This is a genomic window from Vibrio ichthyoenteri ATCC 700023 (assembly GCF_000222605.1).
Classification (GTDB): domain Bacteria; phylum Pseudomonadota; class Gammaproteobacteria; order Enterobacterales; family Vibrionaceae; genus Vibrio; species Vibrio ichthyoenteri.
This window is the reverse complement of the sequence record NZ_AFWF01000040.1, coordinates 22,730-37,330: the sequence shown is the minus strand read 5'-3', so window position 1 is coordinate 37,330 and position 14,601 is coordinate 22,730. Positions and strand designations below refer to the sequence as shown.

Genomic DNA, 14,601 nt, shown 5'->3' with positions numbered 1-14,601 from the left:
TTAGTGACTATCTTAAAGTGTGACAGCCCTCATAACACCCTTACGCTGAAAGCCTTTATCTTGTTTACAGAGGCAATAAGCCTTAAGAAAAAATAGAGGATTGTATGATTGTTTGGTCGATTGCAGGTTTACTTATCTTTTTTGCTACTCAGTTTTTTACGCCAATTAAGGGTAATACCTTAAAGCAAGCTGCTTGTGTCCTAATGTCATGTTTACTAGGACCACTAATGATTGTGGCTTTTGTGGGTTCACTGACCAACACGAAAATTTGCCTTAAACATTCCATTTCAGCGTAACCAGCTAGAGCAAAATCCGCTGGTTATCATCTAACCAGCGCGTTTTTCGCCAATCACCACCCGCTTTCACCTCCCCTCTCTATTCAGTATTGGCTTTTAACGCACTGGCTAACACACTCTGTTTTAATTCGATTCCAACCTATTCAATATTGATTCCTTTGGGCATTTTTGACGTATACTCACCTCTTAAAAGACAACGGTGGATACTTCATGAGCCAAGCGCCAACTAAAATTACTTTCTTTGAATTTCTGACCCCACTTATCACCTCAGGAATGAAGACCATTACCATCCGTGATGAGGCAGAAAGCCACTATGTTCCGGGCACACAAGTTGAAGTTTTTACGTTAGAAACCGACAAGAAGGTGTGTGAAATTAAGATCCTGTCTGTTGAGCCACTGCTGTTTGATGAGATCAGTGAATTTCACGCACAACAAGAAGCTCTGCCATTAGATGAACTAAAAAGATTGATTGCTGAGATTTATCCTAATCTCGATCAACTTTACATGATCAGTTACGAGCTGGTGTAACCGGCTTGATACAATCAAATATCACAGAAACACAAAGAGGCCTACGGCCTCTTTTTTATTCTCGCCACCATCTGAAAATAAGTCAGGCAAGAGCGATAACGGGATAGAGCAAAGACGGCGTTGAACACTGTCAATCAATGAAACCACGAACGCTCAACTTGAGCATATTGACGACGCTTAATGTTGGCAGTCACGAAAATAGTCACCACCAACGGTAAATACCATACCAGTACAGTAATCAGGGAGTGGGTAAATAAGGGATTAAAAGCACTACCACTGAGCGCGCCGCTATTAATGAACGCCAACAAAGCCGGGGCGACTAAATAGATAAAACCAGAAAATACACCCAGAATAGCAAAGTGTACGTAAGCAACTAGCCCTTTAAACAGCGCTAAAAATAGACCAAATAGCATGGCAAAAATGGCGCTTAAAACCAATGCTTGGATCAACGAAAAAACAAATTGAATATCGAAAAAAGCCGCATTAGCTAACCACGTTTCAACGCTACTAGGTAGCAAACCAAACAACGATATCAAGATGTCAGTGGAGTAGCTAACATACCAATCCGCTGAAAACACAATCACATAGCCGGTAAACATTAATAAACCGCTCGCCAATGCTGTTAACCCACATAGCAATTTATACATACCATTCCTCAGTTTGCATTCCACACCCTATCCTTGATTCCGTACTCAGCTTTAAAAACCGATAGCATCCAACCTTATTGGTTGAACGTTAGCATCCAGAGCCCCGCTTCCTGCCATTATGATCCAATGGACAAAACATTACCGTTTGAGTTATCCCAATCTCAGCAATAAAATCTTCATCATGACTCACAATCATTAGTGCCCCTTGATAATGATTTAACGCTTGGCTAAGCACCTGTTTAGAGTGTAGATCAAGATGATTATCAGGCTCATCCAATAACAGCAGTGGCCTATTCGCTTGATGACCAACGATAGTCATCGCCAGCTTCATCTTTTCTCCACCACTCAAATGCAGACTTAACCGATAAACATCATCTCGACGAAAACCGATCCCTGCCAATAACGTCCGCGCATCACTCTCTTTTAGGTCAGGGCAATAGTGCATGAGATTATCGAGCATGGACTGATTGACCAGCAACGATGAGAAATGTTGGTCGAGATAGATTACCGGCTGGTTACAACGCAGTTCAGGGTTATTTTGCTGTTCAATAAGCTTGAGTAGCGTCGATTTACCACACCCATTTGCGCCATGTATTCGGCATTTATCCGTGCTGCTTAATTGCAGACTAACCCCATCACTATTACTAAACGGCACCTTGAAGTTGACGATGTTTATCATAGACTTATTCGAACCAGATGCCTCATGCAAACGCATGGTGATGGTTTTTTCAATGTGCTGCCCAGCTTGCAAACTACGCATTTTATTATCCAAACGGTCAATCTGCCCACGCTGATTGATCACTCGACTTGCAGCACTCGCTTGTGCGCTGTTTTTCATCGCATCCAGTAAGATCTTGGGCTGACCACCTCGTTTACGTATTTTATTGCCTTGCGCGGCACGTTTATCGGCTTTCTGCTGATTTTTTTGATGTTCGATCTTCGCTCGACGTTGTTGGGTTTTTACCACATCAATTTGACGCTCTAAAGCTTGTTGCTGAGTCTGTTTTTGCTCAAAGTAATCATCAAAATTACCGCCATATTGCTGTAATTTACCGCCACTCAACTCCCAAATCACTGACATTTCACGCAGCAACGCACGATCATGGCTTATCAATAAAATCGAGCCTTGCCACCCACGCACTTTGTCAATCAGCCACCGCTTGCCCAGATGGTCGAGATGATTAGAGGGTTCATCAAGCACCAGTAAGTCAGCGTCACTCTCAAACAACTGCCACAAGTGTAAGCGAGCCAGTTGCCCCCCTGAAAGATGGCGCATGGCCAGATTAACATCGGCAGGAAGCCCTAAATGGCGAAGCAAATCCAAAAGCTGCTGCTTTAAATCCCAACGCTCTGCAACCTGATCAAATAAACGTTGTTCACACTCTCCTTGCTCAATGCGATCGAGAGCGGCGAGTGCCTGATCAACTTGAAGTATTTGTGCAATCGTTTGATTTGAACCAATCCACTGCGACGCTAACTGCGAATAGTAGCCTATCGTCGCATTCATGGTCACCGTTCCGGAGCTTGGTTGACGTTGCTGAGTCAGTAACTCAGCAAATAGCGATTTACCCGCACCATTGCGTCCTACGAGCCCGGTTCGTGATTGATTGAGTGAGCAAGTAATGCCATCAAAAATACGCTCGCCATCAGCAAACTGATAAGTGAGTTTGCTCGCCAGTATTAAGCCGTGACAGTCTGATTGAGGTGTAAAAATAGGTGTGTTTGGCATATCGCCTCCTAAAAATTAGGGGCAAATAGGCGCAGCTAACTTGCAAGTCGCATATAGAAAGTTAAAGACGAAGCTACGCCCACTAACCCTGTAGTCCAAGAAAATAAGTAGCCAAAGTTGGCTGATGTTTGGATGACAGGTATTAGCAATCCATCGTGGCGTAAACTCCTACAGAAATGATGGCGAAATTCTACCCAAGCATGTTATTTTGGACAATGTATTCGTGACAATAATCGCTTAAATGTGATGAGATCCAAACATAACGACCATGACGACTCCAACTTTATATATTTTTTCTGGCCTACCTGGCAGTGGTAAATCCACCTTAGCCCAAGCATTAGCACAGCAGACTGGTGCCGTTTATTTACGCATTGATACCGTTGAGCAAGCTCTGCGAGATTTGTGTCAATTTCAAGTAGAGGGAGAGGGTTACCGACTGAGCTACCGTATTGCCAGCGATAACCTCAAACTAGGCTTAGATGTGATCGCCGACTCGTGTAATCCAATTCAACTGACCCGAGATGAGTGGCAATCAGTTGCTAGTCAGGTTGGCGCAAACTATATCAACATTGAAATAGCCTGCTCCCAACGTGAAGAGCATCAACGCCGTGTTGAAACACGCCTCAGCCCAATCGCCAATCTTGTTTTACCCACTTGGCAACAAGTGGTTGAGCGTCATTACGAGCCATGGAGTAACACGGCTGAATCCAGAAAAGTGATACACATTGATACCGCGGGTCAATCGATTGAAGCCTCTTCTGCTGCGCTTTTTCAGCAACTAAAACTCACTCAGTAACCGCTTTAGGGTATTTACACTGACGCAATCGCACGCCAACGTTGCATCGCCTCTTTACCTGCTTCAATTCCAAGTTGGTAGCCATGCTCTAAAGAGGCGGTTTCGCGGCTCAAACGCTGTAATTTAAATGTTTCTGGTGGACAGATAGAGAGAATCTCAACCCCTTCGGGCGGATTGGCAATCAGCTCTAAGGCTTGGTTGTAGCGTTGATAGCGAGTCAACATTGGCTCCATCAATGCCGGGGTTTGACGCAACAATCGCTTAATGACAAACGCAAAGCGATCTTTTGTTTTGCGATAGCTTTCTGGTCGACTGCGTAACACCATAATTTTCTTTGCGCCGCGACGAATGGCTTCCGCGACTGGAAGAGCATCAGCAACACCACCATCTACGTAACGTAATCCTTCTAATTCCACACCTTGACGATATAAAATCGGTAACGCACTGGATGCTTTCATGGTGCTCACGATTTCATCAACATTCGGAGTGAGATATTCTGCATCACCAGTATCTTGTCGAGTTACGACCATAAAGAATGGACGAGTGTCCGCTTGCAAAGCAACGTTATCAATCCCCAACTCTTTGAGAGTAATAGTCCACATCCAATCGAGATCCATCAAATCGCCACCGCGGAGAAATTGCGGCAGATTAAAGAACTCCCGTCTAAGGCTGTAATCAAGGTAAATCTTCAAATTACGTCCGGGCATGTTCGCCAAATACGCAGTGAGATTGCTCGCGCCCGCAGATACCCCCCAAAAACTGTCAAACGGTGAGAAGTTCTCCGCCATAAAATGGTCCAATACACCACAAGAGAACACGCCACGCATCGCGCCACCTTCAACAATCAATGCGGCATCGCCCACTGGTGCAATATCCCCATTCATATCCTTGATACTCATAATGCATGCCCTTCCAAGAACATATTGATATCGAGACAATGCCTCACCATCACTTCACCGCAAAGGGGTCACATTGACTTTATCGCTTGATAAAAAACAAAATATATACCTTCCTGGTGACTTCGACAAATCCGCCTGATATTGTTTGATTATTACCCTACTTTTGGCCTAAGCATATGTTTCAACAAGTTATTGGAATCCTCTTTCCTGTTTTCGCTCTAGTTTTGGTGGGGTTCTCAATCGCGCGTTGGATTCGCCCTGATTTCACTGCGATCAACCGTATTAATATGGACGCTTTTACCCCTGCTCTGGTGTTTTCTTCACTGGTTGCGATGCCGCTAGAAACCGAACAATTACCACTGCTTAGCGCAGCGTTAATTGCCGTCATCGTACCAGGATTGGTGATGATTCCAGTATGCATGGTGATGAAATTGGATTTCAAGGCATGGGCTCCACCACACATGTTCCGCAATAGCGGTAACTTGGCCATTCCACTGTTCACTTATACTTTTGGTGAATCGGCACTGGCGTCAGCAGTCCTATTATTTATTGTATCGGCATGCACTCATGTCAGCATCGGTCTCGCCGTATTGAGTGGGGGCAACCCGTTTAAACAGGTGATTAAAATGCCCGTCTTTCTTGCCGCAGCTGGGGCACTGGCGCTCAATTTAACTGGTGTGTCTGTCTGGCTACCATTGTACGAAGCGACGAAATTACTAGGGCATGCCGCCGTACCAGTGATGCTTTTATCGCTGGGAGCACAAATGTGTAATATGCGCTTAAGCGGTTTAAAAATTGGCATTTTGTGCAGCGTGCAGTCACTGCTTACTGGCGCAATCGCATTTGCGATTATCTATTGGTTTATTCCTCTTCCAACCATGCAACTGCAAATGATGGTGTTATTTGCCATGCTGCCACCCGCCGTGATGAATTTTCTTTTCGCTGAACGCTTTCAAATCGCACCGGCAGAAGTCGCCTCAATGGTGTTATACGGCAACTTCTTTAGCGTACTCACCCTGCCCATTTTACTGACGTTTGCCCTATCGCTATAAATTAAGAGCCTGTAAATCCTGCATGTTGATTAAAATGGGTCTTCAGGGTTAGTGAGTAATGACTCACCGCTATGCTCCGTTGCTCTGGTGTCTTCAGGATTACGAAGGCTGCAACTTTCCAACGATAGACAACCGCAACCAATACAGCCGTGGAGATCATTTTGCAACGACTTGAGCTGTAAAATTCGATGATCAAGTTCGGCATGCCACTGGGTGGCCATTGCTTCCCACTGAGCTTTGCTAGGCGCTTTATGCTTAGGAAGATGAGCAAAAGCTTGGCCGATTTCTTCTAAAGACATGCCCACTTGCTGCGCCGCTTTGATAACCGCCACACGCCGAATCACACTGCGTTCATAACGGCGCTGATTACCAGCATTGCGCCAGCTACTAATCAATTCTTTTTGCTCATAAAAATGCAGTGCAGAAACCGCAACACCCGCCCGTTCAGCAACTTGCCCGACCGACAAATCCATACTCACCTACCTCTGTATCTCACATCCACTCTTATCAGATTAACTCAAGTTAACTTTAGGTCATATGCTGGTGGCCACTTTTCCTATTTTTATCGCACAATAGAACGGAACATATCACCATTAACGATGCTCCGGTCTCACTGAGCAACCCAACAAGCTCCTTCATCTCTCACTTTTTCCTTTCGGTTTACATCCATGTCGCATCGCAATGGAATGTAAGAGTTCACTTACAAAAATAACGCTATAAATAGCGAGAAATTAACGAGATTCAATTGAGATAATCACGTTCAATGGCATCATGACCGCACGATTTAAAGAGATGGGAAGATGGATGAGCGGCAAACAAATCTTAGTGGTCGATGATAACCGTGATCTGCGTGAAGCATTGAGCGACTATCTGGGAAAAGCGGGCTTTAGCGTCGTTGGGGCGGAGAATGGCAGTGCGATGTGGCGCGAGCTTGATAAGTACCAACCGGATTTGATCATTCTCGATATCATGATGCCTGGCGATGATGGTTTTACGTTGTGTCAGCAGCTACGTCGAACCTCTAATGTACCGATTATTATGCTCACAGCCGTAACCGAAGAGGCAGATCGCGTGGCCGGACTTGAGATGGGCGCCGATGATTATATTACTAAATCCTTTAGTCCGAGTGAGTTACTCGCGCGTATTAAAACCATTTTACGTCGTAGCGTCACGAGTCAAAGCGCTAAACTGGCGCGGCGTGTTCGCTTTGCAAACTGGCAGCTCGATACCGTCACTCGTCAGCTCACTCACCAGCCTACGCAAACCATTAAACAGTTAAGTGGTGCCGATCTCTCTCTATTGGGATTATTTATTGCCAATGCAGAATCAGTCCTATCTCGTGATGACATTGCTCGCGAAATATGGGGGCGCGATAGCGATCCATTTGAGCGCGGTATTGATGTACAAATTAGCCGCTTACGGCACCACCTTGATGACAAAGAGCGCTCACTGATTTTGACCGTACGTAACAAAGGTTACATGCTCACCGCTGGCGTACAGTATGAAAGTTAAAGGTTGGAGCAATTCCTTAGCTATGCGCACCAGCTTATTTTTGCTGTGCGTCATCATTCTTGCTCAATTTCTAGCGGGACTCATTTGGTATCAACACAGCAGCGAAAAAGATCAACAAGGGCTGAAAACCACCGTTAATAGCCTCGCATTAAGTGCAGCATCGACCATCTCTTTCTTTCAAACCTTACCACCTGAATATCGTCATTTGGTGCTCAATCAGCTGCGCAATATGGGGGGAACCCGCTTTTTTGTTTCGCTCAACAATCACCAAATCCCAGTAGCGCCACTCCCTGACAGTGCAAGAAAAACCATGGTTATCAGTGAGGTTGAGTCGGTACTGCATAACGAGCTACAAGACGCGCCAACCATCGAGGTAGAATTTACACGCCGAGATAAACTCAAAGTATTCAACAAAGAACTGCCGATTGATGAACTGCCGTTATTGTGGGGGCACTATTCGCTCTCATACGGCGACCTAAACCCACCGATTTTGGTGATGCAGGTCAAGGTCGATCAACACGCTTGGTTCTATTTAGCCGCCGTTCTGCCTGCGCCTTACATCAATCTAGAAACCAGCTATTTTGACATTCGCGAATGGTTCACGCTTTTCCTTTCGGCATTAGTCTTGTTGATTTGCACATGGGTGGTCGTGCAACGAGAAATTCGCCCTATCCGCCGCTTAGCCAAAGCAGCGACGCTGATGTCGAGCCGATTAAATGTCCCAGAAGTAAAAGAAGAAGGCAGCGCTGAGCTTAAAGCGGCAGTGCATGCATTCAATAAAATGAATCGCCGTATCAACAGCCATATCAAAGATCGTGAAATGCTGTTTGGCTCTATATCCCATGATTTAAAGACCCCTATCGCTTGTCTAAAGCTCCGCGCTGAAATGCTCGACGACGACATCGAACGTGAGCGGTTTTCACGTATTGCCAATGATCTCGATTTAATGGTCAAAGGTGCTTTGCAATGCATTAAAGAGACCGACATTCACGAAGATATTGAGCCGATCGACTTACAACAACTGGTGGCGCATATTGCCGCCGCCATCGATCCGAAAGGCGAGCGTATTTTGCTCAAAGGAGGCTCGATCGCGCCTTATGCTGGGAAACCGTTAGCCATTAAACGTTGTATACAAAACTTGATTGATAACGCAGTCAAATATGGCGATAAGGCCGAAGTCACTTTAGAGGAAAGCGCAGAAAATTTAACGGTTCGCATCGCAGATCAGGGTACCAGTTTGGAACCGAAGAACTCCGATCCCAATGCACTCGACCAACTCTTTCAACCCTATTTTCGTGGTCACACCGATCAAGAAGGCAACGGCCTAGGTTTAACTATCTCGCAAAGCATTGCCAAAGCTCATGGCGGTCAGTTGTCCCTAAGTGTGACTGAGCGTGGTGGCCTGTGCGCAACGCTCACGTTCCCAAGAGATTAAGCATGAAAAAAACACTACTAACCTTGTTAATGACCAGTTTCTCAACTCCGATTTTAGCCGAAGTAGAGTTTCTCCATTGGTGGACCTCAAAAGGCGAAATAAAAGCTCTCGCAGCCTTAGAACAGCAATTGCAACAACACAATATTCCGCTACGTCACTCCCCGATTTTAGGTGGCGGCGGAGACAGCGCAATGACAGTGTTGCAAGCGAGAGCACTAGCTGGAAACACCCCAGATGTGGCACAAATCGAAGGGCCGAGCATCAAAGCGTGGGACGACGTAGGCATTGTCCACACCATCAACGAAACTGCGCAAAAACATCAATGGGATGACAATCTTTACCCACTAATTATTAATATCAATAAATCGGCTAATGGCTACGTCGCCTTACCTATAACGCTGCATCGTTTAAATTGGATGTGGGTTAACCATACCGTACTGGCTCAGCTTGAATTGCAAATTCCCAAAACTTGGCCAGAAATGTTTCAAGCTATGGAGAAAGCTCAGCAAGCCAACCGACTGCCGTTAGCCATTGGCGAACAAAGTTGGCAAATCGCGTTGTTATTTGAAAGCTTGGTGATTGCATCTGGTGGTGTTGATTTCTACCACAAAGCATTAGTCGAGCTTAAGCGCGACCATATTGATAGTGAACAAATGCGCTTGGCGCTCAGGCAATTACGCAAACTCGCCAGTTTCGTTAAACCGCAACAACCAAACCAAAATTGGGATACCGCCACGCAACTATTAGTCAGCGATCAAGCGCTATTCCAACTTGGTGGGGATTGGATTCTTGGTGACTTGATCGCCTCTGATGTGAAGGTACCTCAGCAAATTGGTTGCTACCCGACACCCCAATCACATCATGCTTTCCTTTATAATATGGACAGCTTTATTTTTATGGACGCCCCTGATTTCACTCAACAGCAAGCCGTTGAAGTAGCAAATGTGCTAGCCGATAAGCAGTTTCAAGCTAAATTCAATCAGATGAAAGGTTCTATTCCAGTGCGTACTGACATTGATCTTTCCGGTTTTAATCCTTGTCAAATTCAATCCTATAATGATTTCCAACAAGCGATGAAAAATGGCCTGGCGATACCGAGCATGGGCGATTCCATGGCCGTCAATCCCGTAGCTCAGCAAGCGATAAATTCAGAAATTTTCAATTACTACCGTAACGCGGATGTCACTGAAGAAGCGGTTTTACGCCGTATCATCGCCATAGCACAAAGCACTTAATGCATGAGCATAGCTCACTGGTCATGATCACAAGGAAAATGGCCGCCCACCACTCACTAGGCAAGCATTCTCAGCACACGAGATAACCGCCAAGCGCTGAAATAAGAAGAGAAACAATAAAGCCACCAAATAGGTGGCCTTATTCATGTTGATACATTCACGACGCTATTTGTCTAACGACATCCCAGCATCGGCTAATTTTTGCTTAAAAGATTCAACGCTCTCAGCTTGATAAGTAGGCGAACCATTGAAATAACGAGGTTTCTCTGGCGCCAATGCGTTTTTAACTGCTTTTTCTTGTTCGAGGTCATCATGATAGATGGTTACACGATTTGGAATATCCTGTTTGAGTGTCGCCATAGTGCTCTCCTTTTCTTTGACGTTTTTATATAAGCGTAGAGACTTGCAGCAAACTGTCAAAGTGAAGCGCCTGATCCGCTACTTACACCGTACACTGCTTAGCAAAATAAAATCTTTAAAATCAGATAATTGTCATTAATTAAAAGCACTTAATTTAATAGCAACATTTTTGATATTCATTGATTGTAAAGCCGTTGCAGCGACACATTTCGTAAGCTGAAACTCTGGTAAAGCACAATCTAATTGAGCGTAAATGCAGGCAGAATGAACTCTCTCATCAAACGCGAGTGTGGTAGCAATAAATCATAATTACTCGCGGTGCGCACCACAACCAAATCAAGATCATCAACCACCGCAATTAACTGGCCACCATAACCCAAAGCATAATTCACTTGGTAAGTTTTACCTTGATTGAATATATGGTCTATCCACCAATAATAACCATAACTGGAGCTGTAAATTGGGGTCGCAATATAAGGTGTTGTCATGGCTTTAACCCATTCAGGCGCCATGATTTGCTTACCTTGCCACTCACCGTTATTGTCCAATAAAATACCTAATTTAAGCATATCTCTTGGTCGCAAGTACGCACCACCGGCAGTATTCGATGTATTACCCGCCTGCTTTTCAATATAGGCATGCTCCAAACATAAGCTTTGCATTGGGCTATTTCGCATAAAATCGGCAAAATTGTCATGCTCAGTCTGCTCAGCTAACAGTTGGCCCACAATTGTCACCAAACCGCCATTGTAGTTAAAGCGCACTCCGGGCTTATCCACCAATGCTCTGTTCAGCACAAAGGGCACAGGGTCACTATCGGCCATTTCTTGATAGCGAATGTTCTTCGGGTCGCTATAAGGGACACGCCATTCATCCCAATCAAGACCAGCCCCCATCACCAATAAATCGTGTAAGGTTAGCGCGTCTTTTTCGCCCTCTAATAAAGATTAGTATTGTGGCATCAATTCACTGAGCTTTTGCTGAGTATTGGCAAGTTTACCTTGTTGTTGCGCAACCCCAACCATCATGGCGGTTAAGCTTTTTGTTACTGATTGAATGCTGTGAGGGTAAGCACCCTGCCAGCCATTCATATACTTTTCAAAAACGATTTCGCCTTTTTGAGCAATCAATAAACTGTTGGTTTTGCCAAATGGGCCTGACGACTTTTCACCAAGCAGAGCAAGTTCATTGATCAATTCTCGGTCAAATTGCGCTTCGCGATTCTCACTCAACGTTGAAAATTCACAACTTTGATGCTGGCCAACCTCTGTAAACCACTCCGGAGAGTCGTACATTTTGTCCAATAATAAATGCTCAGGCAAAGCATTATGGCGCGTTGCTTGATAGATTGCTTCCTCGTCCTTAAACACAATACTCTGGTACTCACCGTGCTTCGCGTCACCGAATTGACCGGTGATAGACACTCGACTATCTCTTACTTTTATCGCACCTTGAGTGCTCACATCAATCGCGAAAACACCCCAAGCCGAGCGTAAATAATCTCGATCATCTTGATGGTAAATTTGTATCAGCGGCAGATTGGCTAGTTCGGTGGTGTAGATACCGTGGAATTTAATCGCGTTATTCTGAGGTTCAAAGCAGCCACTTGTGAGGCTAGTTACAGTAAGTACAAATACTGCAAACAAAGTGCGAGACATCCTAGTCTTCCTTTTCACTTAGTATTTACTCTATTGTATTAAAAACGCTACTTCAGCGTTGGTAGCCTTAATCAATCTGCGGTCAATATAGCAACTATGAATCACACTATTTCGCATCTTCAAAACAAGCGAAATGTATACCCAAATCTCAAACTAAACCATGTAACTACCTCGTGGTAAATACATAGCAACAGTGCATAAATTCAATGAATTGAACTTTAGTATCGTGTTTGATCACATTTGAAGATAAAAAACATTCAAAGTTAAACAACATTCTGTAATACAAAATGCAATATAGTTCACTATTTAGATAAAGAGATAACAGTATGCTAAATCAATCGTTCATCTCTGCTCTAAAATTGGATGGTATTTGACGTACTTGACCAAGTGATAATTTACTTACAGAAGACACATAATAAAATCAATGACAGTGACCAATTCTAGCCCGTATCCGCTCGGTGCCACCCTCACTCAACAAGGGTGCAACTTTGCGATTCACTCGCCTGACTGCCCCGACATTCAACTGGCGTTGTTTGACGATTCTGGCAGTTATACTACTCATCCGTTAGAGCTTGAATACGCGGGGATTCGCTACACCCATATCACCGACATTCAAGTAGGCCAAAAGTATGGTTACATCACCACCATTAACGGCCAACCACATTATTTATCCGATCCATACGCTAAGGCACTCGACAGCGAACTCACCTACAAACTGCCGTTCAATTCACAAAAAAGTTTTGAGTTAGCCAAATGCGTGGTCACTAACGATAAATTTGACTGGCAAGATATCCAAAGACCTAATCGTCCACGTGATGAAATGGTGTTGTTTGAAACTCACGTCAAAGGTGTGACTAAGAGCCACCCCGACGTATCTCCAACGCAGCAAGGCCGATACTTGGGACTGATCAGTGAACCGATGTTGAACTTCTATCGTGAACAAAACATCAATACCATTCAATTGTTACCGATCACTGCTTGTATGCATGAGCCTCACCTACTCTCTATGCGCAAGGTGAATTATTGGGGTTACAACCCATATCTCTTTATGGTGCCCGATCCACGCTATGCGGAATACGATGCGGTTTTTGAGCTCAAAACCACCATTCGAGAGTTGCATCGCCATGGGATTGAAGTCATCTTAGATGTCGTGTACAACCATACCGCCGAGGGAGGAACAGACGGCCCCGTCTTTAACCTCAAGGCCCTGGACAAACACCATTATCTCACCCATGGACCTCACTTTGCTAATTACACGGGCTGTGGAAATACGGTTAACCTGGCCTATCAGCCATCGCTCAATTTGGTCATGGATACGCTGCGCTATTGGGTCAATGAATACCAAATTGATGGTTTCCGTTTCGACTTAGCAGCAACACTGGGTCGTGAAGGCGATCACTTCAACCCTAATAGCGGATTTTTTAAAGCCGTCGCACAAGATCCGGTTCTCAAACAGACCAAGTTAATTGCTGAACCTTGGGATATCGGACCAAATGGCTACCAAGTTGGCAATTTTCCCCAAGGTTGGAATGAATGTAATGACCGCCTTAGAGACATCAGTCGGAGCTTTTGGCGTGGCGATCATGGTTACTTAACGGAACTCGCGACGCGCTTAATGGGTTCAAGAGATCTCTACAGTGCCGCCAACTGGCCTTATCGTTTAACGGTCAATTACATTACCTATCATGATGGCTTCTGCCTGCAAGACCTTGTTTCATATAAATCTAAGCACAACGAAGCCAACGGCGAACAAAACCGCGATGGTCATGGCGACAACCGTTCTGAAAACTATGGTATCGAGGGGCCCTCTGATCGTCAGTCGATCACGAGCATACGCGAAAAGCAGAAGCGCAATTTTATGGCCACGCTGTTGTTCTCTTTTGGTATCCCACACATTTTAACTGCCGATGTACTTTCCCATAGTCAAAATGGCAACAACAATGCCTATTGCCAAGATAACGAAATCAGTTGGGTCAACTGGCAGCTAGATGAAAACAAGCTGGCATTTAAACAATGGCTTGCTGACATGATCGCCGCGCGGCAAACCTACATGGTGCCATTTATTCGCGCTTTCAGTGGTGAACGCCGTAATCACAACCGTATTGTGTGGCGTCGTCTAGATGGCAAAGATTTATCCCATGATGACTGGAATCAACTTACCGCGGTCGCTTTGCATTTAGGTATTGATGAGCACGGTAATGAACTGTTTTACTGCATCAACCAAACCAACGCACCTGCTCGGTTCACACTACCAAGTGATGAAGATCAGAAATGGACCATGCTATGTAATACCGGCGGACTCGATTTACATCAAACCATTGATGGAAAACAAATTCTGCTTGAACCCGTTTCAATGGCGATTTTCCATTTCACTCCAAACTAAGCCACACGGGGCGTAAAGTGATGCGCCCCTTATTTTTCATTCAACAACGCCAGTATTTCTTGTCAAAAGTG

The 14,601-nt window shown here is 44.8% G+C and carries 13 protein-coding genes and 1 pseudogene; 7 read left to right on the top strand and 7 right to left on the bottom strand.

The annotated features are described in order from the left end of the window. The first annotated feature begins 506 nt into the window (after positions 1-506). Positions 507-824 (top strand): N(4)-acetylcytidine aminohydrolase, encoded by a 318-nt coding sequence (gene yqfB / locus RH85_RS04555; protein WP_006711023.1) that lies wholly within the window; start codon positions 507-509, stop codon positions 822-824. Between the two features lie 134 nt (positions 825-958). Here the strand turns inward: yqfB and RH85_RS04550 are convergent, their stop codons facing one another. Together RH85_RS04550 and RH85_RS04545 are read right to left on the bottom strand one after the other, a co-directional pair. Continuing rightward, entirely contained in the window at positions 959-1,471 is a 513-nt protein-coding gene (locus RH85_RS04550; RefSeq protein ID WP_006711022.1) for a hypothetical protein, read from the bottom strand. Positions 1,472-1,559: 88 nt separating this feature from the next. Then, the gene (locus tag RH85_RS04545; RefSeq protein WP_006711021.1) at positions 1,560-3,200 is read right to left on the bottom strand and encodes an ATP-binding cassette domain-containing protein; all 1,641 of its coding nucleotides are present in this window, start codon (positions 3,198-3,200) and stop codon (positions 1,560-1,562) included. Between the two features lie 268 nt (positions 3,201-3,468). On the opposite strand from RH85_RS04545, the gene RH85_RS04540 reads away from it, so the two are divergent. Beyond that, on the top strand, positions 3,469-3,996 hold the full coding sequence (locus tag RH85_RS04540; RefSeq protein WP_006711020.1) for a P-loop nucleotide/nucleoside kinase family protein: 528 nt from the start codon (positions 3,469-3,471) through the stop codon (positions 3,994-3,996). Between the two features lie 14 nt (positions 3,997-4,010). On the opposite strand, the gene RH85_RS04535 is transcribed toward RH85_RS04540, so the two are convergent. Beyond that, positions 4,011-4,895: a patatin-like phospholipase family protein gene (locus RH85_RS04535; RefSeq protein ID WP_006711019.1), complete on the bottom strand. Its 885-nt coding sequence runs from the start codon at positions 4,893-4,895 to the stop codon at positions 4,011-4,013. 176 nt (positions 4,896-5,071) lie between these two features. Here RH85_RS04535 and RH85_RS04530 point away from each other — a divergent pair, with 176 nt between their 5' ends. Then, positions 5,072-5,947, top strand: a complete 876-nt coding sequence (locus RH85_RS04530) for an AEC family transporter (protein WP_006711018.1) — start codon at positions 5,072-5,074, stop codon at positions 5,945-5,947. 29 nt (positions 5,948-5,976) lie between these two features. On the opposite strand, the gene soxR is transcribed toward RH85_RS04530, so the two are convergent. Then, complete coding sequence (gene soxR / locus RH85_RS04525; protein ID WP_006711017.1) at positions 5,977-6,420, bottom strand: redox-sensitive transcriptional activator SoxR; 444 nt, start codon at positions 6,418-6,420, stop codon at positions 5,977-5,979. A gap of 331 nt (positions 6,421-6,751) precedes the next feature. Here soxR and RH85_RS04520 point away from each other — a divergent pair, with 331 nt between their 5' ends. Genes RH85_RS04520 through RH85_RS04510 form a run of 3 tightly spaced genes read left to right on the top strand, consistent with a single transcriptional unit; the run spans position 6,752 to position 10,129 of the window. Further along, on the top strand, positions 6,752-7,459 hold the full coding sequence (locus tag RH85_RS04520) for a response regulator transcription factor (protein ID WP_006711016.1): 708 nt from the start codon (positions 6,752-6,754) through the stop codon (positions 7,457-7,459). Continuing rightward, positions 7,449-8,894, top strand: a complete 1,446-nt coding sequence (locus RH85_RS04515) for a sensor histidine kinase (protein ID WP_006711015.1) — start codon at positions 7,449-7,451, stop codon at positions 8,892-8,894. Before RH85_RS04520 ends, RH85_RS04515 begins: the two co-directional genes overlap by 11 nt. A 2-nt stretch (positions 8,895-8,896) precedes the next feature. Continuing rightward, positions 8,897-10,129 (top strand): ABC transporter substrate-binding protein, encoded by a 1,233-nt coding sequence (locus RH85_RS04510; RefSeq protein ID WP_006711014.1) that lies wholly within the window; start codon positions 8,897-8,899, stop codon positions 10,127-10,129. A 165-nt stretch (positions 10,130-10,294) separates the two neighbouring features. On the opposite strand, the gene RH85_RS04505 is transcribed toward RH85_RS04510, so the two are convergent. The 3 genes and pseudogenes from RH85_RS04505 to RH85_RS23395 all read right to left on the bottom strand — a co-directional run bounded on the left by RH85_RS04505 (position 10,295) and on the right by RH85_RS23395 (position 12,147). Continuing rightward, on the bottom strand, positions 10,295-10,489 hold the full coding sequence (locus tag RH85_RS04505; protein WP_006711013.1) for a hypothetical protein: 195 nt from the start codon (positions 10,487-10,489) through the stop codon (positions 10,295-10,297). 239 nt (positions 10,490-10,728) lie between these two features. Continuing rightward, positions 10,729-11,412: pseudogene (locus tag RH85_RS23400) on the bottom strand (serine hydrolase domain-containing protein); the annotation flags it as partial. A 24-nt stretch (positions 11,413-11,436) separates the two neighbouring features. Further along, positions 11,437-12,147, bottom strand: coding sequence for a hypothetical protein (locus RH85_RS23395; RefSeq protein WP_006711011.1), 711 nt, complete (start codon positions 12,145-12,147; stop codon positions 11,437-11,439). A 424-nt stretch (positions 12,148-12,571) separates the two neighbouring features. On the opposite strand from RH85_RS23395, the gene glgX reads away from it, so the two are divergent. Then, complete coding sequence (gene glgX / locus RH85_RS04495) at positions 12,572-14,530, top strand: glycogen debranching protein GlgX (RefSeq protein WP_006711010.1); 1,959 nt, start codon at positions 12,572-12,574, stop codon at positions 14,528-14,530. The last annotated feature ends 71 nt before the right edge of the window (positions 14,531-14,601 follow it).

What these genes read in the sequence shown, in the direction of transcription:
- RH85_RS04550 (WP_006711022.1), bottom strand. Translation starts at nt 1,471, where the DNA reads ATGTATAAATTGCTATGTGGGTTAACAGCATTGGCGAGCGGTTTATTA.
- soxR (WP_006711017.1), bottom strand. Translation starts at nt 6,420, where the DNA reads ATGGATTTGTCGGTCGGGCAAGTTGCTGAACGGGCGGGTGTTGCGGTT.
- glgX (WP_006711010.1), top strand. Translation starts at nt 12,572, where the DNA reads ATGACAGTGACCAATTCTAGCCCGTATCCGCTCGGTGCCACCCTCACT.
- RH85_RS04545 (WP_006711021.1), bottom strand. Translation starts at nt 3,200, where the DNA reads ATGCCAAACACACCTATTTTTACACCTCAATCAGACTGTCACGGCTTA.
- RH85_RS04510 (WP_006711014.1), top strand. Translation starts at nt 8,897, where the DNA reads ATGAAAAAAACACTACTAACCTTGTTAATGACCAGTTTCTCAACTCCG.
- RH85_RS04535 (WP_006711019.1), bottom strand. Translation starts at nt 4,895, where the DNA reads ATGAGTATCAAGGATATGAATGGGGATATTGCACCAGTGGGCGATGCC.
- RH85_RS23395 (WP_006711011.1), bottom strand. Translation starts at nt 12,147, where the DNA reads ATGTCTCGCACTTTGTTTGCAGTATTTGTACTTACTGTAACTAGCCTC.
- RH85_RS04505 (WP_006711013.1), bottom strand. Translation starts at nt 10,489, where the DNA reads ATGGCGACACTCAAACAGGATATTCCAAATCGTGTAACCATCTATCAT.
- yqfB (WP_006711023.1), top strand. Translation starts at nt 507, where the DNA reads ATGAGCCAAGCGCCAACTAAAATTACTTTCTTTGAATTTCTGACCCCA.
- RH85_RS04515 (WP_006711015.1), top strand. Translation starts at nt 7,449, where the DNA reads ATGAAAGTTAAAGGTTGGAGCAATTCCTTAGCTATGCGCACCAGCTTA.
- RH85_RS04530 (WP_006711018.1), top strand. Translation starts at nt 5,072, where the DNA reads ATGTTTCAACAAGTTATTGGAATCCTCTTTCCTGTTTTCGCTCTAGTT.
- RH85_RS04540 (WP_006711020.1), top strand. Translation starts at nt 3,469, where the DNA reads ATGACGACTCCAACTTTATATATTTTTTCTGGCCTACCTGGCAGTGGT.
- RH85_RS04520 (WP_006711016.1), top strand. Translation starts at nt 6,752, where the DNA reads ATGAGCGGCAAACAAATCTTAGTGGTCGATGATAACCGTGATCTGCGT.